This window comes from Bacillus sp. FSL K6-1338 (assembly GCF_038006965.1).
In the GTDB taxonomy this organism is placed as follows: domain Bacteria; phylum Bacillota; class Bacilli; order Bacillales; family Bacillaceae_G; genus Bacillus_A; species Bacillus_A thuringiensis_S.
In genome coordinates this window covers 440,367-464,851 of record NZ_JBBOWI010000001.1, presented here as the reverse complement: position 1 = coordinate 464,851, position 24,485 = coordinate 440,367, and the positions used below count along the sequence as shown (strand labels likewise).

The window sequence follows — 24,485 nt, the reverse complement described above, 5'->3', positions numbered from 1 at the left end:
AAAAATACATGAAATAAATTGTAAAAACTAAAAGGACTTTAGGTTGCATTTTATTATGCAGCCTAAAGTCCTTTTTATCACCTATCAGAAGGATTATTAATACGCTTTTCCCCAATACACCATTTGTTTAGCTTCTTTACCACAACAAATACATTCGTCAGCTAAATGCTCTTGCTCAAAAGGCATACAACGTGAAGATACTCCAACTTCTTCTTTTAGTTTCTCTTCACAAGCTAATTCTCCGCACCACATTGCCTTAATAAATCCTTGCTTTTCATCAGCTACTTGTTTCATCTCTTCAAAATTCGTCGCACTATACGTATTCTCATCGCGAAATACTTTTGCCTTATTAAATAAAGAGTCATGAATTTCCTCAAGTAGTGCTGGAATACGTTCTTCTAATTGATCCATTGATATAAATTCTTTTTCTTTCGTATCTCTTCTTACAAGTACAACTTGATTCTTTTCAATATCTTTAGGCCCAACTTCTAATCGAATTGGAATGCCCTTCATTTCATACTCATTAAATTTCCAGCCCGGTGTTTTATTACTAGCATCTATTTTCACGCGTGCAACTTTTTGAATATGTCCTTGTAACTCTGTTGCTTTCGCTAAAACTCCTTCTTTATGCTGAGCAATTGGTACGATAACAACTTGCACTGGAGCAACTTTTGGTGGCATTACAAGTCCATTATTATCGCTATGAACCATAATTAGCCCACCTATCATTCTTGTTGATACACCCCAAGATGTTTGGTGTACATATTGCCACTTACCGTTACGATCTAAAAATTTAATATCAAATGCTTCAGAGAAATTCGTTCCAAAGTTATGGGATGTTCCTGTTTGAAGTGCTTTCCCATCATGCATTAAGCTTTCAATTGTATAAGTTGCCTTTGCTCCAGCAAACTTCTCTTTTTCTGTTTTTTGTCCTTTAATAACTGGTATCGCTAAATAATCCTCACAGAAAGAAGCATATAAGTTTAAAATACTTAATGTTTCAGCCTGCGATTCTTCTGCCGTTTCATGGATTGTATGACCCTCTTGCCATAAAAATTCAGTCGTACGAAGGAATGGTCTAGTTGTCTTCTCCCAACGAACTACTGAACACCACTGGTTGTATAATTTTGGCAAATCATTATAGGATTGCACAATTTTTGAAAAATGCTCACAGAATAAAGTTTCAGATGTAGGACGTACACAAAGTCTTTCCGCTAACTTTTCATCTCCGCCATGCGTAACCCATGCTACTTCAGGAGCAAACCCTTCAACATGATCCTTCTCTTTTTGCAATAAACTCTCTGGGATAAACATTGGCATATATACATTTTCATGGCCAGTTTCTTTTAGCTTCTCATCCATCACCTTCTGCATATTCTCCCATAAGGCATAACCATATGGACGTAAAATCATGCACCCTTTTACACTTGAATAATCAACCAGTTCGGCTTTTTTTACAATATCGGTATACCACTGCGCAAAGTCCTCTTCCATCTTCGTAATGGCTTGCACTTGTTCTTTTGCCATAGTCAGTCTTCCTCCTTCTTCTAGAAAATACAAAAAAGCCCGCGTCCCTAAATAGGGACCGAGCTTTGCCGGCGTTACCACCCTGATTCATACACAAAAATTGTATATGCTCTCTTCTTGATAACGGGAAATTCCCGCTGCATATGCAGAACTCAAAGGCAGGTTCCATATTGCCTTTTTAAGAATCTTTCAGCCTGGCGGATTCTCTCTCTGCTAAAAAGGTTGAACATGTACTAGTCCTTTTTCATCGTTATAATGAAATAAATTTGTTGATTATCATAATACAAATTCTTTTTTAAAACAATAGCTAATTTTCTTATTATTATATATTCTTTTCGTTTTTTACAGTTTTATACGTAGCTTTTTCGAGAGATTTTTACAAGTTGATGTGCAATCATACCAATAAGTGTACCTAGTAGAACGAAGAAACCAATAAATCCATATCCCATTCCTTCCCACCCACCAATAACCATCATGGTAACAGGAAATGATGCTAAGCAAAGAAGTATTACAATCAGTGCAAATATAATATCAAACTGTTTGTCTGGAAAACGTTTCTTTAGTAAATATGAAATAGCAAATACAAGGAGAATTGTGATGCCACCAATGATGTAAAATATACCGAATCCATCTAACCAGTCCATACTATTCCCTCCGTCCGTAGATTCCCTTATACTTATTATATGTTTAATTTTTCTGAAAATAAACAATAAATTTTATTCGAAAACATATTTTTATTACTAGGTATTAATAGTAATATATAAGAATAGGTTTTATATAATTAGGAGGATTACTTTATGGATAAAGCATTAACGAATCGTGTCATTATTTTATCATTCGACTGTTTATCAGCTTTAGATTTTCCTATACTACAAAAACTACCTCATTTCCAATCTCTAATAAAAAAGGGCACGGTTGTCGAAAAAGTAGAACCAATTTATCCTTCTGTAACATATCCAAGCCACTCAACAATCGTAACCGGTAATTATCCTAACAAGCACGGTGTTGTTAGTAATACGTTACTTCAACCAGGACGTGAATCACCTGATTGGCATTGGTACCGAAAATCGATAAAAGGAACAACATTGTATGATGAAGCGCGTAAAGCAAATTTAACGACAGCTGCCCTTCTATGGCCTGTTACTGGGAGAGCAAACATTGATTACAATTTACCAGAAATTTTCCCCAATAGACCGTGGCAAAATCAAGTGTTAGTTTCCTTATTTAGCGGTAGCCCACTATACCAATTAGATTTAAATCGTCGTTTCGGCCATATAAGAAATGGTTTATCACAACCAGAGCTGGATGATTTCGTCCTCGCCTCTGCTGTACACACCATTCAGACGAAAAAGCCTAATGTTATGTTCGTACATTTCACTGATTTAGACACGCAAAGACATTATCATGGCTTTGAATCTAACGAAACAATAGCTGCAATTCATAGACATGATGAGCGGCTAGGGAAAATTATTCAAACTTTAAAAGACAGTGATCTATACGAAGAAAGTACAATTATTGCCCTTGGTGATCATAGCGCTTTAAGTGAAAACAAATCCATCCAATTAAATGTGCTATTCCATCAAAGAGGACTTATATCTCTTAATAAAAAAGGCAAATTAGTAGACTGGAAAGCCTATTGCCAAAGTTGTGATGGCTCTGCCTATGTATATGTGAAAGACAAAAATGATACGGATACAATTCGAGAAGTACAACTACTCCTTGAAGAACTGCTGCAAAATAAACAGAATGGAATTGAATTTATACTTCATGATGAAGCTGCGAAAGACCGCGGTGCAGATGGTAATTGTTTATTTATGTTAGAAGCACAAGAGGGTTATTATTTCACTGAAAACTATACAGGAGATTTTATAAAAGAAATTACTGAAAAAGATGTTACGCCTAGTAAAAAATATACATTTGGTACGCATGGATACTCTCCAACAAAACCTAACTATGAAACAATTTTTATCGCTGCTGGGAAAGGAATAAAAAGCGGCGTTACCGTCCCGTACATGAGGCTTATTGATGAAGGTCCAACTATCGCTAGACTACTCGGTTTACACTTAGGTGAAACAGACGGAGCAATTGTAGAGGATTTACTCCAATTGTAAAGAACTGTGTATATATGTAAAAGTTATGTAAAATTCATCACTGTTTCTCTTTTTATAATTTTTATTTTTGTACACTGTTAGTAAAACAAATTTAAGGGGGAACATTATATGAAAAAAATGTCCAGACAAGAAAAAAGCTGGATATTATACGATTGGGCGAACTCGGTATATTCGCTCGTCATTACAACTGCATTATTTCCAATTTACTTTAAAGCAGCTGCAAAAGAAGCTGGACTATCCGGGGCAACTTCAACAGCATATTGGGGATATGCAAACTCGTTCGCTACACTTTTAATTTCTATACTTGCTCCTATTCTCGGCACAGTTGCTGATTATAAAGGATTTAAAAAACGATTTTTCACATTCTTCTTTGGACTCGGTATCGTATTTACAAGTATGTTAGCAGTCGTTCCAACATCTCAGTGGTACTTATTATTAGGATGCTATATGCTCGCCTTAGTCGGTTTTGCTGGAGCAAACATTTTTTATGATGCATTTTTAGTAGATGTCACTTCTGAAGATAGAATGGACCGAATTTCTACGCGAGGTTTCGCATTAGGCTATATTGGGAGTACTATTCCTTTCATCGGTTGTATCGCTCTTATTATTCTTTCTCAAAAAGGAACTATCCCTTTATCTGTTGGTATTGCTAGTCAAATTTCATTTGCGATAACAGCTCTTTGGTGGGGGTTATTTACGATTCCAATGCTAAAAAACGTAGAGCAAAAGCACTATATTGAACGTCACCCTAGACCAATTACAATGAGCTTCAAACGCCTTGCTGCTACTTTTAAAAATATTAAAGAATATAAAACTGTATTCATGTTCCTAATCGCTTACTTTTTCTATATTGATGGGGTCGATACAATTATTACCATGTCCACCGCTTACGGAACAGATCTCGGTATCAGTGCAACGAATCTATTAATCATATTATTTGTAACACAAATTGTCGCTTGTCCATTTGCTTTATTATATGGAAAATTATCAGCAACATTTACAGGTAAAAAAATGCTATATGTCGGTATCATTATTTATATCATCATTTGCATATATGCTTATTTCTTAAAAACGACACTTGATTTTTGGATTTTAGCAATGTTAGTTGCTACATCTCAAGGTGGTATTCAAGCACTAAGTCGTTCATACTTTGCAAAACTAGTACCAAAAGAATCTGCTAATGAATTCTTCGGATTTTATAATATCTTTGGTAAGTTCGCCGCAATTATGGGCCCGGTATTAGTCGGTGTTACAACGCAATTAACAGGAAAAACAAACGCTGGTGTTCTTAGTATTATTGTTCTGTTTATTATCGGTGGATTCTTATTAACTAGAGTTCCAGAAAATAATACATCCGTTACACCAACTAGTCCAAAGACTAAAACACTATAAGAAAAGATCCTCTTCTCATGAGAAGAGGATCTTTTTTATTTTTAACGGTGCGCCTTATAATAAACGACTCTACTGCTTGTACAAAAATAATTTATCAACAGTTGTTCCTAATACTTCAGCTAAACGGAATGCTAACGCTAAGCTTGGATCATATTTATTATTCTCAATTGCATTTATCGTCTGTCTAGAAACCTTGCATTTATCAGCTAATGCGCCTTGTGAAATATTATTTTCAGTGCGTAATTCATAGATTTGATTTTTCACACCATTGCTCCTAACCTGTAAAATCGTTTTTACAACATCAGTATATAATTGGCTCATATAGTTGTCAAAAGTTCCTCAAAGAAAAAGGGAGCAATTTTGCTCCCTTAAAATAGTTATTTCGAAGCTAACGAATTTGTTAGTTTCTCTTTATTAACGACATCTTCTTTCTTTATTTGCATGCGTAGAACTGGCCCTATCGCTAATAAAACAAGTGCCATTGCTATACAAAACACAATAACTAGTGAAGTTAGTTCCTTTAATCCTCCAGCTAGTGAAGTTCCAATTAGCATTGCCCCCATAAACAGTGGTAAAATCGTCCCGTTTACTCTTCCAACCATATTTTCTGGTACAAGTTGAATCATAAGCGTACCGACAACGATATTAACACAAGCTAAACAAATACCTGTTCCAAATCTCATGAAACTAGTAATCCAAAATGATGTAGATAGCCCTTCTACTAAAAATGACATCGCTAATATGCTCATACCGAATACGAACATCTTTTTCGGATTCACTTTTGAAGCGAAAACTGCAGCAACAATACCACCGATTAACATACCTATTCCATCAGCTGCTGCTAAATATTGAACAGCTTCTTTTTCCATGCCTAAACGTTCAATTACAAGGAATACTTCTAATGGATTCGTTAATCCAACAGCTAAACCCATAATAGTAAAAGTGATCGTAATCATACGTAAATTTTTCGTGTGAAGAACGTATTTCCATCCTTCTTTTATATCATTTTTTAATGAATCTCTTGCCACTTTCTCTTTTTCAACCCATTTTGGTAAAAATGAAAGGGCGATAGCAGATAACAAAAATAAAATGATTAAGCTATATAGTGACGTAAATAAACCAAGTTGTGTATACACAAGCGATCCTACCACTGGCCCAAAAATTAGAAATAATGACTGTAATGTTTGGTTAAATGCAATCGCATTTGCTACCTCTTCTTCTTTTACATAGCGCTTAAATATACGCGAAGATGAGGGCTGAGAAAACTGACCTACAATCGCGGAAATGAGTGTTGCAAAAAATATAGCCTGCCAATAATCCAGCTTTAACAACAGGACAATTCCTATAATAGACAGTACACTCAACACATCTCCAGCGACCATTGTTCTTTTCGGATTCCAGCGATCTGCTAATGCACCACCAATGAACGAGAAAATAAAGATAGGTGCATACTCCATGACAGATAATAGAGACACTGAAACTGGATCATTATTTGTCCGCTCCATTATGAAATATAAAAGAGCCATATTTCTGATCCAAATTGCAAATTGTTGTAAAATATCAGATGCCATAACGAGCATAAATGCTCGGTTTTTAAATAAAGCTTTCACTTTCATTCCCCTTCCATAAACCGACCGTTCGGTCTAATTTGTTTTGTAAGAAAAGCAACTGACTTATTATTCAGCTGCCATTCCTTTTAACAATACATCTATTGCCTTTTTATAAATACGTTTCAGCTCTTTATAATCTAACTCGTAGTAAAGTACTCCAAGCCCTGATAATAATCCGTTCACAATATACATAAGATCACGAGTATTATCTTCACGGAACTCTCCAGACTGTATACCTGCTTCAATTAATTTCTCAAACATAACATATGATTCTCTAGTTAAAGCTAACAGTTCATCCAGAATCTCTTTACTTACAACTTGGCTCATAGAGAATTCCTCTATTGCATTTGAAATTGGTTGCTGTATGTCCTCTACATGATATTCCGCGAGACCATATAGTTTTTCAGTACTAGTACTATACAACTTCTCTTTTTCATTCCATTTTTCAACCCAATCATACGTATGCTGTTTCACTACAAATAAAAATAATTCTTCTTTACTTTTAAAGTGATAATAAATACTTCCTTTACTTCGCTCTGTAATTTCACAAATCTCTTCCATAGATGTAGCTGCGTAGCCCTTCTGTGAAAATAGACTTTCTGCTTTATATGCAATTTCTTTCTTTATCTCTTCTGCGCTTCTTCTCATATTCACACCTCTTTAAACCGACCGTTCAGTCTAATAATAACAAATCAAAAACCTCTATCGCAAGAGGCTATATTCCTTATTTAAGAAAATGTACTTTCAAACCAAGTTCGAATCATATGTATTGTTCCAAATTTAAATGTTAATTTAACAAGAAATACGCCTCCCACAGCTAATAAAAATAACACTACTTTCCCCTTATTTTTCACTCTCGGTTCCCTTTTCATTTCCATTCCCCTTAGTATGTTAAAAATATTAATCAAACGTTTGTTTAACTGTGTTTATGCATATGTAAGCCAACTAATCAAACGTTTGTTTAAAAAGAAATACGCCTATATAAGGCGCATTTTCATCAATCACCACCACCGCAGCTTCCTCCGCTATCTCCCCCAAAAGACCCTCCACAATCATGTGAGCCACCATCATGCGAGCTATCATTATCAGATCCAGCAAAGAAAAATAATGGTGATGAGCTGTTAGATGAATTATGAATGTTATTTTGTTTTGTAAGATTTACCTTCTTTTTGTTCGATCGAACTGCTGTTACGATTATTCCAACTACAACAAATAATAGTATGACGATAATAAATTCCATATAAAAGCCTCCCTTATTCCTCGAATAATTGAATGGTTCTCTCTAGATTTTCAAGTGAAATGAAGCGCGATTCTCGAAGGATCTCTTTTCCATTATAAAATAATAAAATTGTCGGTCCTGTAAATACGGCATATCGCCCCGCAATCTCTTGCATGTCTTGTAGTAATATCTCTATTTTCTCTACGTAATCATAATTCTCTAATACGCAATTTACTTTTCTTAGCATAACATCACAAACACCACAATTTTCCGTTTTAATAAACAGAAGTACCAATTGTTGTTCTTCGATATAGGTCGCTATTTCTTCTATCGTTTTAAATGTAGTCATCTTATCCCTCTTAGCGTAATTTACGAAATACTTTGTCTTGATACATACGAAAAGCTGAACTATCTTTAATCTTTCTCTTTTCCATTACCTGCTGAAAACGTAACGTTTTTATTGTTAACTCTTCTCGTAATTTCTTTCTCTCTTCTTCATCATAACAGCAGGCAATTAGATCCTCTATTTTTAATATATCTTTTTGTAGTTCCATCTCTGGTGGAATCATTCCCGCATTTTTTAAAATTTTATAACTCATTCTAAGTTCTGGAGGTACCATTGAAAAATCTTCTAATTGTAGTGGTTTTCCTTTTCCCGGAAGATAATCAAGATCACCATTCCGTATTGCTTGGCGAATTTTTTCTTCAGCAATGTTCAAAAACACATCCACACTATTCCCTCCTTTACATATTTTTACTATTATTTTACATGATATTTCCTTATCTTTCTACGTCTTTAATAATTGGCTCCATACAATTTTTTCTCAAATTTATTTATAATGAGCTATTTCCTCCCATACCGACCTTTCGTTTTCATATATAGTTTGTATTCAAGCCTTTTTGTATTGAGAAAGTCTTTTTCAACTTAATAAAGCGTTTACACTAAATCTTACATTTGTTACGATTTAATCACCCCCAGCTCCCTTGTATAGACTTCGTGATGTCTGATCATTTTATCTAGACGTTTCATACGTCTAGATTCATTTTGATTTATTGGCGTATGCCTTTAAATATATCTTTTATTTTGAAAGGAGAAATGGCTATGAGGTCTCAAAAATTCACACTGCTATTACTATCTCTACTACTTTTCTTACCTCTTTTTCTCACAAATTTTATTACTCCAAATCTCGCATTAGCAGATTCACCAAAGCAAAGTCAAAAAATTGTTGGGTACTTTCCTTCGTGGGGCGTTTACGGACGTAATTATCAAGTTGCTGACATTGATGCATCAAAACTTACTCACCTTAACTATGCTTTCGCGGATATTTGTTGGAATGGAAAACATGGAAATCCTTCTACCCATCCGGATAATCCAAATAAACAAACGTGGAACTGTAAAGAATCTGGTGTACCATTGCAAAATAAAGAGGTTCCTAATGGTACTCTCGTACTCGGTGAACCATGGGCTGATGTTACCAAATCGTATCCTGGCTCAGGTACAACTTGGGAAGATTGCGATAAATATGCCCGTTGCGGAAATTTCGGAGAACTAAAACGATTAAAAGCTAAATATCCTCATTTAAAAACAATAATTTCCGTTGGTGGCTGGACTTGGTCTAACCGCTTTTCTGATATGGCCGCTGATGAAAAGACAAGAAAAGTATTTGCCGAATCTACAGTAGCTTTTCTTCGCGCATATGGATTTGATGGCGTAGATTTAGACTGGGAATATCCGGGCGTTGAAACAATTCCTGGTGGTAGTTATCGTCCTGAAGATAAACAAAATTTCACTCTTCTTCTTCAAGACGTCCGAAATGCTTTGAATAAAGCAGGTGCTGAAGATGGCAAACAATATTTACTAACAATCGCGTCAGGTGCAAGTCAACGCTACGCTGATCATACAGAGCTAAAGAAAATTTCTCAAATACTCGATTGGATTAATATTATGACATATGATTTCCACGGTGGATGGGAAGCTACTTCTAATCATAATGCAGCTCTATACAAGGATCCAAATGACCCAGCAGCAAATACGAATTTTTACGTAGATGGTGCTATAGACGTTTATACCAATGAAGGTGTTCCAGTGGATAAACTAGTATTAGGCGTACCTTTTTACGGACGTGGCTGGAAAAGTTGTGGAAAAGAAAATAACGGACAATATCAACCTTGCAAACCAGGTAGTGATGGGAAACTTGCTTCTAAAGGTACTTGGGATGATTATTCTACCGGTGACACAGGTGTGTATGATTACGGTGATTTAGCAGCCAATTACGTTAATAAAAATGGTTTTGTACGCTACTGGAATGACACAGCTAAAGTACCTTACTTATATAATGCGACTACAGGCACATTTATTAGCTACGATGACAATGAATCTATGAAATATAAAACAGACTATATAAAGACGAAGGGTTTAAGTGGAGCAATGTTTTGGGAACTAAGCGGGGATTGCCGTACAAGTCCAAAATATAGTTGTAGTGGTCCAAAATTACTTGATACGCTAGTAAAAGAATTACTTGGTGGACCTATTAGTCAAAAAGATACTGAGCCACCAACAAATGTTAAAAATATTGTAGTTACGAATAAAAATTCAAGCTCAGTTCAATTAAGTTGGACTGCATCCACTGATAACGTAGGCGTTACTGAATACGAAATTACTGCCGGAGAAGAAAAATGGAGTGCAACAACAAATAGCATTACAATTAAAAACTTAAAACCTAATACGGAATACACATTTTCAGTAATTGCCAAAGATGCTACTGGAAATAAATCACAACCTACCGCTCTTACTGTCAAAACAGATGAAGCTAATACGACACCTCCTGATGGAAATGGCACTACTACATTTTCAGTCACTTCGAATTGGGGCAGCGGTTATAACTTCTCGATTATAATCAAAAATAATGGAACGACCCCTATTAAAAATTGGAAATTAGAATTTGATTATAGCGGCAATTTAACACAAGTTTGGGATTCTAAAATTAATAGTAAAACAAATAATCATTATGTAATTACGAACGCAGGATGGAATGGCGAAATTCCTCCTGGCGGATCTATTACAATTGGTGGTGCAGGAACAGGTAATCCTGCCGAACTTTTAAATGCCGTCATTAGCGAAAACTAGACGTAATATCCATTAATTATTTCACTAAAGTTTGAATTTAGGTTTGAGCAATACCTCCTAAATTCAAACTTTTAATTTTATGAAAAATAAAAAGCATCACAATAACCTATTATAATTAATTTCTACTATGAAGTTGATATGAAGTTAATTTGAATTTTACATGAATTTCCTTTAATTTCTATTGTCTTCCTATAATATCCACATTATTCTTTACATATAGGAATTATTTTCATTCCACTTTGAACTATCTATATATATAAAGAAAGATAGTCACCTGTTAGGGAAAGGCTTTCGTATTATTATAAATATAACAAAAGAAAAAGCACGCTTATAAGCGCACCATAAGAGTGCTTCTTCATACAATTCTCATGTAAGAGTTCTCGAAAATCATGTTAATCACAAAGAAAAGACATTAGCTCATAAAAGCTAATGTCTTTTCTTTATTCATATTGTTCAGCATTCCACTCTTCTATATTCCATACTTTTGTTATCCACGATTCATAGAAAGAAGGTTCATGTGAGACAATTAAAACCGTTCCTTTATATTGTTGTAACGCTTCTTTTAAAGCCATCTTAGTTTCTACATCCAAATGATTAGTCGGTTCGTCTAAAATTAAAACATTGCTTTTCGTTGCGATGAGTTCACATAAACGCACTTTCGTTTGCTCTCCACCGCTTAATAAATGAATAGGTTTTAATACATGTTCTTCTTTCAATCCACACTTCGCTAATGCTTGGCGCACTTCTTTCTTTGTCATATCTGGTCGCTCTGCCCAAACTTTCTCTAATGGTGTTATTTCTGAAGCAAACTCTTCCTGTGCAAAATAAGCAGGATTTACTCGTTCCCCAACAAAAATTGAACCGCTTAGCGGCTTTATTTGACCTAATAACGTCTTTAACATTGTCGTTTTTCCAATACCGTTATGACCAACAACAGCTATCTTTTCTCCTTTTTTCACTTGTAAATTCAAGCCTGGAAATAACGGCTCACTATAACCCACTCTTAGTTTCTCAGCCTGTAATATACGACTTACTGGTTCATTATAAACAGTAAAAGCAAAACGGGACCGAGGTATATTATTAACCTTTTCAACCCTTTGCATTTTCTCCAATACTTTCTCTCGACTTTTTGCCTGTTTTGCTTTTCGAATCTTATTTTTTTGAATAAATGTTTCTAACTGAGCAATTTCTTTTTGTTGTTTCACATACGCCGATTGTAATTGTTTCCTTTGTACTTGGTAACTTTGTAAAAACTTTTCATAATCCCCTACATATCGCTTAACTTTTCGTTCTTCTAGATGGTAAATGACATTCGTAATATTGTTCAAAAATACTTCATCATGCGAAATGATAATATAAGCTTTTTCGTACAGTTTCAAGTACGATTGCAACCATTCTATATGTGCTGTATCTAAATAGTTCGTTGGTTCATCTAGCAATAAAACATCAGCTTTTTCTAGAAGAAGCTTTCCTAGTAATAACTTTGTCCGCTGTCCTCCACTTAACTTTGAAACATCCTTTTCCAATCCTATTTCAAACAGCCCTAAACCAATTGCCACTTCTTCAATTTCTGTATGAATTTGATAGAAATTAGAGTTTTCCAATATAGTTTGTAACTCTCCATACCTTACTAACAATTTTTCTACTTCTACTGCTTCAGCCATCTCTTCTGCAATTTTTAACATTTCATATTCAATCGCATACAAGTTAGAAAATGCACTTTGCAAGTATCCTGCAATTGTTATTCCTTCTTGTAAATCTATATGCTGCTGCAAAAATCCAACCTTTACATGTGGAAACCATTCAATGTTCCCATCATCATGTATAAGTTCTCCTGTTAAAATTCTTAGCAGTGTTGATTTTCCAATCCCATTTTTCCCTACTAACCCAACATGCTCCCCCTTTAATAATCGAAAGCATGCATTATATAAGATGGTTTTCTCACCATACGAATGACTTAAATTTTCTACTGTTAATATACTCATTTTTTTCTCTCCTTTACTTATCGTCCATAAGCTAAATAGAGAGACCAACAGTATGAATCCTTATTTAATTATGCATATAAAAATGGGTAAGGTGAATACACCTTACCCATTACATATTATCGTAAAAAAGGATTAAGGTTCTTTACCTGCTGTCTTCAATTTAGCTTAATCTTAAAAAATGGGCAGACTTCTCCCATATCAAGCTAAAACCATTTGAAGAACAGTTGATAAAGTCATTTTATCCTTTCACTCCTTTAACATTTGTTATATTAAGAGTATAAACTACTCTGTTATATTCTATTCTCTATTTTCCCTTTTGTTCCTTCTCCATCTTTTCATATTCTAAAAAAAGCCTCTTAACAGTAATTATACTAACAACTGTTAAAAGGCTTTTTCTATTTTTTCATATAAGGAGCTAACACACTTAAAATCTCTTCTTTATCCTTTTTTAATTCGAGTGATGTTAACATATCCATCGTTCTCGGTCTAGGTAATTTCACTTGTACCTCGCCAACAATTGACGCTGGTCTTTGAGATAAAATAAATACGCGATCTGAAAGCAAGATTGCCTCATCTAAGTCATGTGTAACCATAACGATTGTTTGCTTCTCTTGATGCCAAGAGTTTAAAAGCCAGCTATGTACTTCCATTTTTGTAAATGCATCTAACTTTCCAAAAGGCTCATCAAGCAGCATAATTGGCTTTTCACATAAATATGTGCGCAGAAAACTAATTCTTTGACGCATACCACCAGACAATTCATCTGGATAATGGTCTGCATATTCATCTAGTTCGAACTGCTTTAATGCTTCCATTCCTTCTGTCAGCCTTTGTTTTTTCGGCTTTCCTTCAATTTCTAACGGAAGAACGATATTTTGCAAAGCTGATCGCCACGGTAGTAATAAATCTTGTTGTGGCATATAACTAACAACATCTTGCTCTTGTACTTGCTTATCTTTATACATTACGTTCCCGCTTGTTGGTTTTTCAACATTTGCAATCATGTTTAATAATGTGCTTTTCCCGCAACCACTCGGTCCTACAAAGGAAACAAACTCTCCCTCTTGTATAGAGGCACTAATATTCTCTAATACATTCTTTCCGTCGAAAGATTTCACTATATTTTTTATTTGTAATCCGCTCATTTTTCACTTGGAAGGAATTCATTTGTAAAAGCATCTTTTACATCGATTTTCTTTTTAATAACTTTGTTGTCATATAAGAAATTCATGTAATTCGTCCAAATTTCTTCCTTCTGTACTCCCCATGCTTTCGCATCATCTTGATACTTCGTACTTAACCATTTCTGGCTTTCTTGAACTAAATCTTTATTTACATCTGGAACAGCTTTAATTAGAATATCAGCAGCTTCTTTCGGTTCCTTAATTGCAAAATTATAACCTTCTGTTGTTGCACTCATAAACTTTTTCACAAAGTCTTTATCTTGCTTCGTATGTTTTTCACTCGTAATAATAACAGGACTATAGAAATCAAGCGCTGGATCTAAGTCCTTCACCATAATCGTATTTAACTCTTTTCCTTGGCGCTTCGCTTCAATACCATCCCAACCGTAATAAATCCATTCGAAATCTGCATCACGACCGATTGATTTAAAGAAATCTGTTTGTCCTAAGATGATTTTTTCAACTTTATTAAAATCAGCTTGATGCTTATCCATAATCGTCTTTAATGTCGCTTCTTCCGCTGGTCCTCCCCAGCCGCCATAACGTTTACCTTCAAAATCTTTCGGTGACGTCATATTATCTTTCTTAAGCGATGCAAACGCTGAAGTGTTATGCTGAATAATCGCTCCTACAGATACAACAGGAATTCCTTCCACACGAGCTAACGTTACATTTTCTTGTGCGCTTATTGCGAAGTCTGCTTTTCCTGATGCTATCATTTGCTCTGCTGTTACATTGTCACCCGGTTGAATAATTTCTACATCTAATCCTTGCTTTTTGTAATAATCTTTCGTTTGTGCTACATATAAGCCAGTATGATTCGTATTTGGAAACCAATCTAATACTACTTTTACTTTTTGATCTTTACTTGCACTTTCTTCTTTCTTCGCCGGATTACATCCAGCCACACCTACCGCTAATAAGGCAGCTAACATAACTTTCAAACCTTTTTTCATTTTCTGCCGTCCTTTCTATATATCCATGGTGCTGTTATTCTTGCCATAAACTCTACGATAAAATACAGGCACAATGTCACCATAACGATGATTGCTGCAACACCAAATACTCGAGCAGTCAAAAATGATTTTGTAGCCCTCGTAAGCATAACGCCTAATCCTTCACTTGCACCGAGCCATTCTCCGATAATTGCCCCCATTACGCTATATGTAACTGCAATTTTTAAGCCTGAGAAAAAGTATGGAAGCACTGCTGGAAATTTTACTTTCTGGTAAACTTGCCATTTCGTCGCCTTCATTGTTTGTAACAGCTTCAACATGTTTTTATCTACTGTTTGAAAACCTTCTAAAATACTAAGCGCAATTGGGAAGAAACAAACGAGTATTACGACCATTACTTTCGGCAACATCCCATATCCAAACCAAATAATAAATAGTGGTGCAAGTACAACAATTGGAATTGTTTGCGAAATAACGAGCAATGGATTTATTAAAATACGAAATAACGGTATAACGTCCATAATAATTGCGATGCTCGTCCCCAATAAAATTGCAAAGAATAGTCCAATTATAACTTCCTGCAGTGTTTGCATCGTATTTGGTAATAGTAAATCTTTCATCCCAATTAATTCTTGAACAATGGCAGAAGGCTTTGGTAAAATCCACGGTTCGATTTTAAATAATGAAACAGATCCTTCCCATATCGCAATGAGAAGGATAAGCCAAATAGTTGTAATAAGTTTAGATTGCTTCTGGTTTTGCATATTCATCACGGTACTTCCAAACCTTTTCATCTATCGTTACACCAGTGCTTGGACGATAATGGATTTTAATAGAAGTAATCACTTCTTCTGCTCCAGCATCGACGCAAGCTTGTTGTGCACGTTTAACGACATCAAGAAGTACATCTAATTCTCCTTCCAAAGTTGTTTCCATTGCCCCTACTTCATAACGAACTCCCGATTGTTGCACAACTTCAATTGCTTTATCGACAACAGAATATACATCTTTCGTTTTCGCTTGTGGTACTACTGAAAATGACATTGTAACTTGTTGTGACATAATAAAATCCCCCTTATAAAATTAAATTTCAAAAATAAGAAAAGGCTTTCCTACTGCGTAGGAAAGCCTTGTATGCAAGTTATTATAGAATAACATATGCTACATCACTTTAAGTAACTCCCTACGCTGGCATTATCCAGATCAGGTTGAGGGTCGATGTTTACTTACATCCTCTCAGCCAATTGGCTCCCCGGTCCTTAATTCGTTTTCATTGTAGCATGATTTATTTTATTGAACAAACAAAAGCATGCATAATCATTTCATTATTTTTGGAAAATAACCAACTTTTTCACCATGAGCTAATAACTGCTGTATAAATTCTTTATTAATTGCTGGTACTTTCAATTCTTTTTTCTTAATCCATTCATTCGTTCTACGCGTACCCATTACAATTTCAGATTGCTGCGCTCCATCTCCTGCAACTTGAGAAGCAATTAACTCTGCTATTACTTCATTTCCCTTTGCTAATTCAAGTCCGGCATTTTCATATTCTGAAAGTGTAACCAGTTCAAGATTGTATCCACACTCTCCAATTAGCTGTATAAATTGTTCAAACTCAATTTGATGTGGATGACAGATGTGCAATGTTTCTCCATCTATTTGTGAATCTTGTACATACGTTACAATTGATTTACTAGCAAAATCAATTGGTGTGAAATCAACTTTCCACTTCACATTTGGTGCTTTTCCAATTAATAGCATTGTTTTAATAAGACGATAAAATGCGTTTCCTTCAATATTTTGTTGGAACGAACCTGTTTCTGAATGACATGCTAAATTACCTGCACGATAAATATTTCCACGCAAACCATTTTTCATTGCTTCACGAACAATGTTTTCCGCTTGTAGTTTACTATTTGAATATACATTCTCTAAGTCTACACTGTAATTAAAATCACCAGTTTTCATGTATGTATCCCATTGATCTACTGCTAATTCTAACGGGATACCAATCGTAGAAATAAAATGGAATGTAGCATCTTTTTCCACTAATGCTAGCATACGGCTAGTTCCTTGGACATTTATATTTTCAAATTGTTTTACATCTCCAAAATGTCTTACATCTGCACCGCAATGAATTATCGTATCCATCTTAGAACTGATGAACATAAATTCTTCTTCGCTCATCCCAAGATACTCTTCTCCCAGATCACCAGCTACGGCCTGTATACGCTGTAACCATTCTTCACATATATCATTAAAGTAAGCTGTTAATGTATCTATAATTCTTTGCTGCACATCTTTGGTTGGTCTTACTAAACAATAAATAGTAGCAGATGTATCTCTCAGCAATTCATATAATATGTGTGATCCTAAATAACCAGTAGCTCCTGTTAAAAAGACATTTGAAATCTGGGTTTCTTCCAAAACGTTTGCATACGTAATAGTATCCGGTTCGTGAATCACTTTATATTCACGAAATACTTCTTCTTTCTCTACTTTTACTTCTCGCTCAATTCGAGCTAATCCATATATCGTTCTTTCTTTAAAGAAATCTTGAATTGTTAAATGTGAGAAATCTTCTTTTAACAATGTTAAGACTCGTAATACTTTCAATGAATGTCCACCAATTGTAAAGAAATCATCATGCACTCCAACTTTTGAAATTCCTAATACTTCCGCCCAAGCGCGCGCTATTTGTTTTTCTGCTTTATTAGAAGGTGCAACATATTCTTGTAGACGAACCGGTTCATACTTTTCTTCTAACTGAGCTAACTTCTTAACATCAATCTTTTTATTAGGTGTAAGTGGTAATTCATTAATATAAATTAGTTTAGATGGCACCATATAATCTGGTAATTGCTCTTGTAACTGATAAACTAATTCTGGTATTTCTTTTTTATTTAAAGTTGTATAGAACGCGATTAAATATTGGCTACCTTCCTTACTCTTCTTAGCAAAAACAGCATTTTCTTTTATATTATGATTTTGAGAAATTTTACTTTGGATTTCTCCTAGTTCAATACGATGTCCTCTAATTTTTACTTGATCATCTTTCCGATGTAAAAATTCTATATTTCCATCCTCTAACAACTTAACAATATCACCTGTTTTATATATATTAACTATAGGATTAAAAGGGTTCGGAATAAAAGCTTCAATTGTTTTATTAGGTTTATTAAAATACCCTTTTGCTAATCCTACTGAATCTATATATAATTCACCAGGTACACCAATTGGACAAAGATTCATATTCTCATCCAAAATCATAACTTGATAATTAGAACATGGTTTACCAATGGGAATACTCGCAACATCCTCATTTAACTGACTAGGTATTTTATAAGTTGTCGTCACTACTGTACATTCTGTCGGTCCGTATACATTATGAATTTCAACATTTGTACCTATTCTTTCTCTCCACAATTTAATAACCTCTACAGGCAACATTTCACCGCCAATCGCAATTCTTTTTAGGGAAGCTAGCTTATATATATCTTCTTCTGCTAAATAAGTTGCTACTTGTCGAACAAAAATTGTTGCTAATGCCAAGATCGAAGTTGCTTTCACTTTATAGATTGCATGTGCAAATGCTTCTACAGACAATCGCTCTTCCTCTAATAATACATACAAGTTTCCTCCACAGAATAAAGAAGCAAATGACTCCCATACAGAAGCATCGAAACTAAAGGAAGGAAATTGGGCAAATACATCCTCTTCTGTCAATTCATATTGCTTTTGCATCCAAATGTACAGATTAACAACGCCTCTATGTGCTAACATCGTTCCCTTTGGATTCCCTGTTGAACCAGATGTATAAATCATATAAGCTACATCATCACAATGAATAGACAACTTTACATCTATATCTTCACAAGTTTCACTATCATACATTGAAACTGTTTGAACCCCATCACATGTTATAGGCGTCTCTTTCATCAATATAACTTTCGCTTGGCTATCTTGAATAATGTACTGTATTCTACTTTCCGGATAATCTGGATCAATCGGAACATACGCTGCACCAGCTTTTAATATAGCTACCATACTTACTACTGTGTCTATGCTACGTTTCATAAATATTCCAACATAGTCTCCTAATTGGACGCCGTTTTTAATTAACATATGAGCTATTTGATTACTTTTTTTATTTAGCTCCTCATAAGTTAAAGTACCTTCCCTTGAAGATAAAGCTATGCGATTTGGAAATTGAGTAACAGTATTATAGAACATATCGACGATACTTTTCTCAGGATATACTGCTGTCGTATCATTCACTTGACTATAAAGTGCCATCTCGGCCTCTGTAATAACATTAAAATCATTTATATAATTATTATTATTTTGTAATGTATTGATTAAAACACCTTGTATTTGTTGTGCATAACGAGTAATCGTTGTCTCTTTCCAATTAACACTATTAAATATTATTTCTACGCTTTGCATATTTTTACTGAATACAAATTGTAATGTATTCGTGTCTTGTAGCTCATAATATGTTTCACCAATAATAATAGGTGACATTTCATATAATGTATTACCGTTTTGAAACTCTTCTATTTCTTCCTCATTCATTTCTTTAATTTGTTCCAGTTGCTCTTCAATCTGTAAATTCAAACTTTCATAGGAGAGAAAATTAGAAATTTCAATAGTAATCGGAAATAAACTTCCTCTTACATGATAAAGCACGACAATATGTTTTTCTTTAGAAATATGATATAACCACGTTGCAGTCGCTCCTATTAAATCTACAATGTGAGTCAAATTTGGAAATAGTTCAGTTTTTCTTTTTACCCCAAATTCTGTTCCTTGAACATCTTTAGGTATTTTAATACTTCCTTCTACTTTTCCTAAAAATTCTTTTACCATCTCATTATAAGAAATTGCTAATTTCATATTTATGTAAATTCCTCTCTCAAATATAATAAAGGTGTGAAAATTCACACCTTTTTCATCCCTTATTAACGGGCAAATTAGTTCAATTCATAATCAAAGGGGGATCCCCCTTCGATTAGAATTGATCTTTCTTCTTATTCACTTTTAAACTCACCAATTAGCTCTTGTAATTCCTGAGAAAGCCAACTTAAAGAAGTCGCTAATTCTGCAATATCTTGTACTGATATTTCTTGCTCTTTCATGCTTTCTTCAACATTACTACTGCTGTTGGCATAAGTATTTGCAATATGTGATAATTCATTTACGACTTGAACAATATTCTGGCTATTTTGTAAAATGTCACTCGAATTACCAGAGACAGCTTTTACTTGATCTGTAACAGATTGCGCTGATTTTGAAATTTTTTCAAAGAAATCTCCACTACTTTGAACAAGTGAAATTCCAGTTTCTACTTCTTTTGAACCTTTTTGCATTGAAACTACAGCATCTTCTGTCTCAGCTTGTGTTTCACCAATTAATTTCGCTATATCTTTTGCAGACGCTTCAGTTTGTTCTGCTAATTTTCGTACTTCATCAGCAACAACTGCAAACCCTCTTCCAGCTGCTCCAGCACGTGAAGCCTCAATAGAAGCATTTAAAGCTAATAAATTTGTTTGATTTGAAATACCTGTAATTACAGTTACGATATCACTAATTTCTTTTGACCTTGTTTCTAACGAATAAATGATGGAAGATAAATCCTGTACTGCATTTTGGATTAAACTCATTTGATTAATAATTTGTCCAATCACTTCATTACCTTCAATTGAATGTTGCTCCATACCTTCAGAAGCAACCGCAACTTGTTTTGCAGCCCCAGTTATCTCTTCTACCTTATCTTCCATTCCATGTACAATTCCTAAACATTGTTGTACTGAAGTTTTTTGAGACTGTGCCCCTACTCTTAAACCTTCAATAGAACTTGCAATCTCTTGAACTGCCATACTGTTTTCCTCTGTACTCGCCGACAATTCTTGTGAAGAAGAAGAAACTTGCTCAGCAGTTTGCCTTACTTTATCTATAATCCCTTTAAATTTTTCAATCGTGTTATTGAAATAAACATTAATAATTCCAATATCATCTGGTCTTTCTTTTAATTTAATACTTAAATCACCTTCACCAATTTTACGTAATCCTTCTCGTAAATCTTTTAATGGAGCTAGCGAGTGACGCACGATAAAGAATTGAGTAATAGTCGCAATTGCTAATGAAATAATGATAAAGAGTAAGCCCTGTATCATAAACTTCTCTTTTGTAATAGGAACAATGGAAGCATCTAAGTCAGCCGCAATAATTGCAACAATATTGTTTTCTCCATCTGTAATTGGTTCTAATATTGTCACCCACGAACCTATTTCATCTTCATATACTTCTGTCATTTGGGCCTTTTTCGTATCAATGACCTTATCGTACGCCTTCATCCAATGAGCGGGTTGTTCATAATAATCTCCCGGCTTTATAGGGAATGCATTTGTTAACTCTGTAGTCAAACCAACGAGTTGTAATTCTCGCTTTTCATTCGGCTTTGCTCCTGTAACATACGTTTGTCCAACACTTTTCAATTCTTTTGACACTTCATCTAATTTCTCTGTTAACTTTTCTTTTTTCACTTTTTCGGCTGTAGGATCTTTCGCCATGTCTCTAACTAATTCTACATCCAATTTTTTCAACACTATTTCTCCTGTTTCAATAGACTGTCTTTCAAATAAAGACATCATACTATTTTGAAACATGTTGAAACTTAACGCGCCCATACTTCCAACAAGTGTCAAAATAACTAATACGGTTAATAAGACGTTCTTTTGAAGGAACGATAACTTATGCCAATATTTTTTCATTAATATCCACCTTCCTTAATGATTCTAAACAAAAAAACAAAATATATGAATATTTTGTTTAAAGATGTTTCTCAATATGTTCGAGAATAAAAAAAAGCCAATGTAAAAGCATTGGCCAAGACCAACCCTATCCGTCCGGTAACTGGCTAGCATAGCCTTTCGACCTTAGCTCCTGTAGTTTTGCGTCCTCATGTTTCCATCAGTTTGCCTTTCTCGCTGAACGAGTTGAACGATATGGGAGTTCTATGAGAATCATATATTCTCTATCAAAGGTTACAACATATAAATCAAAATGTCTACTTATTTAGAGATATAAATACAAATTTTTAACGAATTGCTTTTTCGAAATAATTTCAAAAAGTACGTGAATGTTACTTTTTTTGTGTTATATAATAAAAAATGTATAAATAACAAGGATTTCTTCGGGTATTTATTTAATTTTCATTCAAATTAAACTATTCGAATATATCTTAACTAATGAATTTCGGAGGTAGTTTATCATGTTTTGGCTACAATTTCTTACCTTGTTACTCTGTATTTTTATTGGTGCACGCCTAGGCGGAGTTGGTTTAGGAGTAATGGGTGGAGTTGGTATGGCAATACTCGTTTTTGTCTTCCACTTACAACCGACCGCGCCTCCTATCGATGTAATGCTTATGATTTTGGCAGTAATTACAGCCGCTGGTGCTTTGCAAGCTGCTGGAGGAATGGACTATCTTGTTCACCTAGCTGAAAAAGCATTACGAAAAAATCCAAAGCGTATTACTTTTTTTGCTCCAATTGTTACTTATTTATTCACACTATGTGCAGGTACTGGTCACGTTGCCTATTCTGTACTTCCTGTTATTGCAGAAGTCTCTCGTGAATCAGGGGTTAGACCGGAACGCCCAATGTCGATTGCCGTAATCGCTTCTCAACAAGCAATTACAGCTAGCCCAATTTCAGCTGCCACAGTTGCTCTTTTAGCAATGTTAGCTGACTATAAAATCACTTTATTAGATATTTTAAAAGTGAGTATTCCTTCTACTTTCATTGCTTGTATGTTAGCAGCATTCGTTGCTAGTAAGATGGGAAAAGAATTAAATGAAGACCCTGAATACTTAAAACGATTAAAAGAAGGAATGATTCCTAAGCTTGAAGAGAAAAAAGAATTTGTAGGTGTAAAGGGCGCCAAATTATCAGTTATCCTTTTCCTTGTAGGAACCTTCCTTGTTGTACTTCTTGGTTCATTTGAAGCACTTCGTCCAGGATGGATAGTTGATGGGAAGTTAGCCCGTCTTTCCATGCCGAACACAATTGAGATGGTTATGTTAACTATCGCGGCTCTTATTATTATTTTCTGTAAACCAAATGTAGAAAGCATTGTGTCTGGTAACGTCTTTAAAGCAGGAGCAACAGCAGTTGTTGCTATTTTCGGTATCGCTTGGATGGGAGATACTTTCTTTAATGGAAACTTAAATATGATTCAAGGATCTATTCAGCATTTAGTAACAAGTGCACCTTGGCTATTTGCCATCGCACTATTCATTCTATCTATTTTACTGTACAGCCAAGCAGCAACAGTACGTGCCTTAATGCCACTTGGACTATCCCTTGGTATTCCACCAGCACTACTGATTGCGATGTTCCCTGCAGTAAACGGATATTTCTTCATTCCAAACTACGGGACAATCGTTGCTGCCATTAACTTTGACCGTACTGGTACAACAGGTATCGGTAAATACGTATTAAATCATAGCTTTATGATTCCAGGCTTAATTGCAACATTTACTTCTATCGGAATTGGAATGCTTTTAATTTCTATTATGTTTTAAAGAAAAAGCACAAACCCTTATTTAAAAAGGTTTGTGCTTTTTTAATAAGGGTTTGTTTAAATTTTTTGGGCAGTCTACTTCTCGATGTAGCACTTAAAATACTACATGTCCTTTTCTACAAACTTCTCTTTACTTCTTCAGCTAATTTTCTCGTACTTTCATACGCAGATTCAGCTAAACTAATTGCTGAAATAACTGAAACACCGTCCGCACCCGCTTCTATAACTGCCGCTGTATTTTCAATTGTAATCCCACCAATACCAACGATTGGCACTGTAATTCCTTGTTCTCTAAAATAAGCTAATCCTTTCGTTCCTTGAACCGCTTTCGTATCTTTTTTCGTACTCGTTGGGAAAATAGGTCCAACACCTAAATAATCTGCTCCATTTTCGATTGCAAAGCGTGCTTCTTCAATTGTATGAGCAGATACGCCGATAATTTTATCTCCCATTTTTTCACGAACAGATGTAATCCCTTCATCATTTTGTCCTACATGAACACCATCTGCATCTAATTCAATGGCTAATTCTACATCATCATTTACAATGAAAGGAACACTATATTCCTTACAAAGCGTCTGCAATTCTTTTGCAAAGCGCACTCTATCTCCTCCGATTAAAGAACCTTCCCCCTTCTCGCGAAACTGAAAAAGTGTCACTCCACCATCTAACGCTTCTTTCAATACAGCTAAAGGATCCCTCGTGCAGTTATTACTTCCCATAATAAAATACACTTGTAATAACTTAGACATTTTCTTTGTTTCAATGCGCATCGTATGTTTCAT

General features: G+C 34.8%; 21 protein-coding genes, 2 riboswitches and 1 other annotated feature. Of the genes, 4 read left to right on the top strand and 17 right to left on the bottom strand.

The genetic code is table 11. From position 1 onward, the window contains the following. Positions 1–96: 96 nt before the first annotated feature. Together proS and NZ044_RS02490 are read right to left on the bottom strand one after the other, a co-directional pair. Positions 97–1,527: a proline--tRNA ligase gene (gene proS / locus NZ044_RS02495; RefSeq protein WP_098506758.1), complete on the bottom strand. Its 1,431-nt coding sequence runs from the start codon at positions 1,525–1,527 to the stop codon at positions 97–99. Between the two features lie 50 nt (positions 1,528–1,577). Continuing rightward, positions 1,578–1,784: a binding site (T-box leader), on the bottom strand. A gap of 93 nt (positions 1,785–1,877) precedes the next feature. Further along, positions 1,878–2,171 carry a YesK-like family protein gene (locus tag NZ044_RS02490; protein WP_000383860.1) on the bottom strand — a complete coding sequence of 98 codons (294 nt, stop codon included), beginning with the start codon at positions 2,169–2,171 and terminating at the stop codon, positions 1,878–1,880. 153 nt (positions 2,172–2,324) lie between these two features. On the opposite strand from NZ044_RS02490, the gene NZ044_RS02485 reads away from it, so the two are divergent. After that, complete coding sequence (locus tag NZ044_RS02485; RefSeq protein WP_000356444.1) at positions 2,325–3,638, top strand: alkaline phosphatase family protein; 1,314 nt, start codon at positions 2,325–2,327, stop codon at positions 3,636–3,638. A 108-nt stretch (positions 3,639–3,746) separates the two neighbouring features. Then, positions 3,747–5,030 (top strand): MFS transporter, encoded by a 1,284-nt coding sequence (locus tag NZ044_RS02480; protein WP_000738826.1) that lies wholly within the window; start codon positions 3,747–3,749, stop codon positions 5,028–5,030. Between the two features lie 69 nt (positions 5,031–5,099). Here the strand turns inward: NZ044_RS02480 and NZ044_RS02475 are convergent, their stop codons facing one another. From NZ044_RS02475 to NZ044_RS02445, 7 genes are all read right to left on the bottom strand, one after another. Then, entirely contained in the window at positions 5,100–5,351 is a 252-nt protein-coding gene (locus NZ044_RS02475) for a helix-turn-helix transcriptional regulator (RefSeq protein ID WP_002023181.1), read from the bottom strand. Between the two features lie 56 nt (positions 5,352–5,407). Beyond that, a complete protein-coding gene (locus tag NZ044_RS02470) occupies positions 5,408–6,640 on the bottom strand; it encodes an MFS transporter (protein ID WP_000645357.1) in 1,233 nt (410 codons plus the stop codon). Positions 6,641–6,706: 66 nt separating this feature from the next. Further along, positions 6,707–7,288 (bottom strand): TetR/AcrR family transcriptional regulator, encoded by a 582-nt coding sequence (locus tag NZ044_RS02465; protein ID WP_001254448.1) that lies wholly within the window; start codon positions 7,286–7,288, stop codon positions 6,707–6,709. Between the two features lie 80 nt (positions 7,289–7,368). Continuing rightward, entirely contained in the window at positions 7,369–7,512 is a 144-nt protein-coding gene (locus NZ044_RS02460) for a histidine kinase (RefSeq protein WP_086396630.1), read from the bottom strand. Positions 7,513–7,637: 125 nt separating this feature from the next. Next, on the bottom strand, positions 7,638–7,880 hold the full coding sequence (locus tag NZ044_RS02455; RefSeq protein ID WP_000394363.1) for a hypothetical protein: 243 nt from the start codon (positions 7,878–7,880) through the stop codon (positions 7,638–7,640). Positions 7,881–7,893: 13 nt separating this feature from the next. Next, a complete protein-coding gene (locus NZ044_RS02450) occupies positions 7,894–8,208 on the bottom strand; it encodes a thioredoxin family protein (RefSeq protein WP_000206513.1) in 315 nt (104 codons plus the stop codon). 10 nt (positions 8,209–8,218) lie between these two features. Then, complete coding sequence (locus NZ044_RS02445; RefSeq protein WP_000382370.1) at positions 8,219–8,590, bottom strand: DnaJ family domain-containing protein; 372 nt, start codon at positions 8,588–8,590, stop codon at positions 8,219–8,221. Between the two features lie 371 nt (positions 8,591–8,961). Between NZ044_RS02445 and NZ044_RS02440 the strand changes: the two genes are divergently transcribed. Beyond that, a complete protein-coding gene (locus NZ044_RS02440; RefSeq protein WP_098506759.1) occupies positions 8,962–10,986 on the top strand; it encodes a glycosyl hydrolase family 18 protein in 2,025 nt (674 codons plus the stop codon). Positions 10,987–11,426: 440 nt separating this feature from the next. Here the strand turns inward: NZ044_RS02440 and NZ044_RS02435 are convergent, their stop codons facing one another. The 7 genes from NZ044_RS02435 to NZ044_RS02405 all read right to left on the bottom strand — a co-directional run bounded on the left by NZ044_RS02435 (position 11,427) and on the right by NZ044_RS02405 (position 21,887). Further along, the gene (locus NZ044_RS02435) at positions 11,427–12,971 is read right to left on the bottom strand and encodes an ABC-F family ATP-binding cassette domain-containing protein (RefSeq protein ID WP_000025945.1); all 1,545 of its coding nucleotides are present in this window, start codon (positions 12,969–12,971) and stop codon (positions 11,427–11,429) included. 395 nt (positions 12,972–13,366) lie between these two features. Further along, a complete protein-coding gene (locus tag NZ044_RS02430; protein WP_000016079.1) occupies positions 13,367–14,116 on the bottom strand; it encodes an ABC transporter ATP-binding protein in 750 nt (249 codons plus the stop codon). Continuing rightward, positions 14,113–15,111, bottom strand: coding sequence for an ABC transporter substrate-binding protein (locus NZ044_RS02425; protein WP_000715556.1), 999 nt, complete (start codon positions 15,109–15,111; stop codon positions 14,113–14,115). Before NZ044_RS02425 ends, NZ044_RS02430 begins: the two co-directional genes overlap by 4 nt. After that, complete coding sequence (locus NZ044_RS02420; protein ID WP_001057166.1) at positions 15,108–15,881, bottom strand: ABC transporter permease; 774 nt, start codon at positions 15,879–15,881, stop codon at positions 15,108–15,110. Before NZ044_RS02420 ends, NZ044_RS02425 begins: the two co-directional genes overlap by 4 nt. Continuing rightward, positions 15,853–16,173, bottom strand: a complete 321-nt coding sequence (locus NZ044_RS02415) for an MTH1187 family thiamine-binding protein (RefSeq protein ID WP_000082906.1) — start codon at positions 16,171–16,173, stop codon at positions 15,853–15,855. Before NZ044_RS02415 ends, NZ044_RS02420 begins: the two co-directional genes overlap by 29 nt. A gap of 101 nt (positions 16,174–16,274) precedes the next feature. Beyond that, a riboswitch (TPP riboswitch) is annotated at positions 16,275–16,376 on the bottom strand. A 52-nt stretch (positions 16,377–16,428) separates the two neighbouring features. After that, positions 16,429–20,010: a non-ribosomal peptide synthetase family protein gene (locus NZ044_RS02410; protein WP_098506760.1), complete on the bottom strand. Its 3,582-nt coding sequence runs from the start codon at positions 20,008–20,010 to the stop codon at positions 16,429–16,431. Positions 20,011–20,144: 134 nt separating this feature from the next. Further along, the gene (locus tag NZ044_RS02405) at positions 20,145–21,887 is read right to left on the bottom strand and encodes a methyl-accepting chemotaxis protein (RefSeq protein ID WP_000761081.1); all 1,743 of its coding nucleotides are present in this window, start codon (positions 21,885–21,887) and stop codon (positions 20,145–20,147) included. Positions 21,888–22,021: 134 nt separating this feature from the next. Continuing rightward, a riboswitch (cyclic di-GMP riboswitch) is annotated at positions 22,022–22,106 on the bottom strand. Between the two features lie 281 nt (positions 22,107–22,387). Between NZ044_RS02405 and NZ044_RS02400 the strand changes: the two genes are divergently transcribed. After that, positions 22,388–23,701, top strand: a complete 1,314-nt coding sequence (locus tag NZ044_RS02400; RefSeq protein ID WP_000498722.1) for an anaerobic C4-dicarboxylate transporter family protein — start codon at positions 22,388–22,390, stop codon at positions 23,699–23,701. A gap of 115 nt (positions 23,702–23,816) precedes the next feature. On the opposite strand, the gene thiE is transcribed toward NZ044_RS02400, so the two are convergent. After that, on the bottom strand, positions 23,817–24,485 hold the full coding sequence (gene thiE, locus NZ044_RS02395; protein WP_003255464.1) for a thiamine phosphate synthase: 669 nt from the start codon (positions 24,483–24,485) through the stop codon (positions 23,817–23,819).

Bases quoted from the DNA above. Each gene is read 5' to 3' on its own strand.
- NZ044_RS02490 (WP_000383860.1), bottom strand. From the start codon at position 2,171: ATGGACTGGTTAGATGGATTCGGTATATTTTACATCATTGGTGGCATC.
- NZ044_RS02430 (WP_000016079.1), bottom strand. From the start codon at position 14,116: ATGAGCGGATTACAAATAAAAAATATAGTGAAATCTTTCGACGGAAAG.
- NZ044_RS02405 (WP_000761081.1), bottom strand. From the start codon at position 21,887: ATGAAAAAATATTGGCATAAGTTATCGTTCCTTCAAAAGAACGTCTTA.
- proS (WP_098506758.1), bottom strand. From the start codon at position 1,527: ATGGCAAAAGAACAAGTGCAAGCCATTACGAAGATGGAAGAGGACTTT.
- NZ044_RS02425 (WP_000715556.1), bottom strand. From the start codon at position 15,111: ATGAAAAAAGGTTTGAAAGTTATGTTAGCTGCCTTATTAGCGGTAGGT.
- NZ044_RS02465 (WP_001254448.1), bottom strand. From the start codon at position 7,288: ATGAGAAGAAGCGCAGAAGAGATAAAGAAAGAAATTGCATATAAAGCA.
- NZ044_RS02415 (WP_000082906.1), bottom strand. From the start codon at position 16,173: ATGTCACAACAAGTTACAATGTCATTTTCAGTAGTACCACAAGCGAAA.
- NZ044_RS02475 (WP_002023181.1), bottom strand. From the start codon at position 5,351: ATGAGCCAATTATATACTGATGTTGTAAAAACGATTTTACAGGTTAGG.
- NZ044_RS02410 (WP_098506760.1), bottom strand. From the start codon at position 20,010: ATGAAATTAGCAATTTCTTATAATGAGATGGTAAAAGAATTTTTAGGA.
- NZ044_RS02435 (WP_000025945.1), bottom strand. From the start codon at position 12,971: ATGAGTATATTAACAGTAGAAAATTTAAGTCATTCGTATGGTGAGAAA.
- NZ044_RS02480 (WP_000738826.1), top strand. From the start codon at position 3,747: ATGAAAAAAATGTCCAGACAAGAAAAAAGCTGGATATTATACGATTGG.
- NZ044_RS02450 (WP_000206513.1), bottom strand. From the start codon at position 8,208: ATGACTACATTTAAAACGATAGAAGAAATAGCGACCTATATCGAAGAA.
- NZ044_RS02485 (WP_000356444.1), top strand. From the start codon at position 2,325: ATGGATAAAGCATTAACGAATCGTGTCATTATTTTATCATTCGACTGT.
- NZ044_RS02420 (WP_001057166.1), bottom strand. From the start codon at position 15,881: ATGAATATGCAAAACCAGAAGCAATCTAAACTTATTACAACTATTTGG.
- NZ044_RS02455 (WP_000394363.1), bottom strand. From the start codon at position 7,880: ATGGAATTTATTATCGTCATACTATTATTTGTTGTAGTTGGAATAATC.
- thiE (WP_003255464.1), bottom strand. From the start codon at position 24,485: ATGAAACATACGATGCGCATTGAAACAAAGAAAATGTCTAAGTTATTA.
- NZ044_RS02460 (WP_086396630.1), bottom strand. From the start codon at position 7,512: ATGAAAAGGGAACCGAGAGTGAAAAATAAGGGGAAAGTAGTGTTATTT.
- NZ044_RS02400 (WP_000498722.1), top strand. From the start codon at position 22,388: ATGTTTTGGCTACAATTTCTTACCTTGTTACTCTGTATTTTTATTGGT.
- NZ044_RS02440 (WP_098506759.1), top strand. From the start codon at position 8,962: ATGAGGTCTCAAAAATTCACACTGCTATTACTATCTCTACTACTTTTC.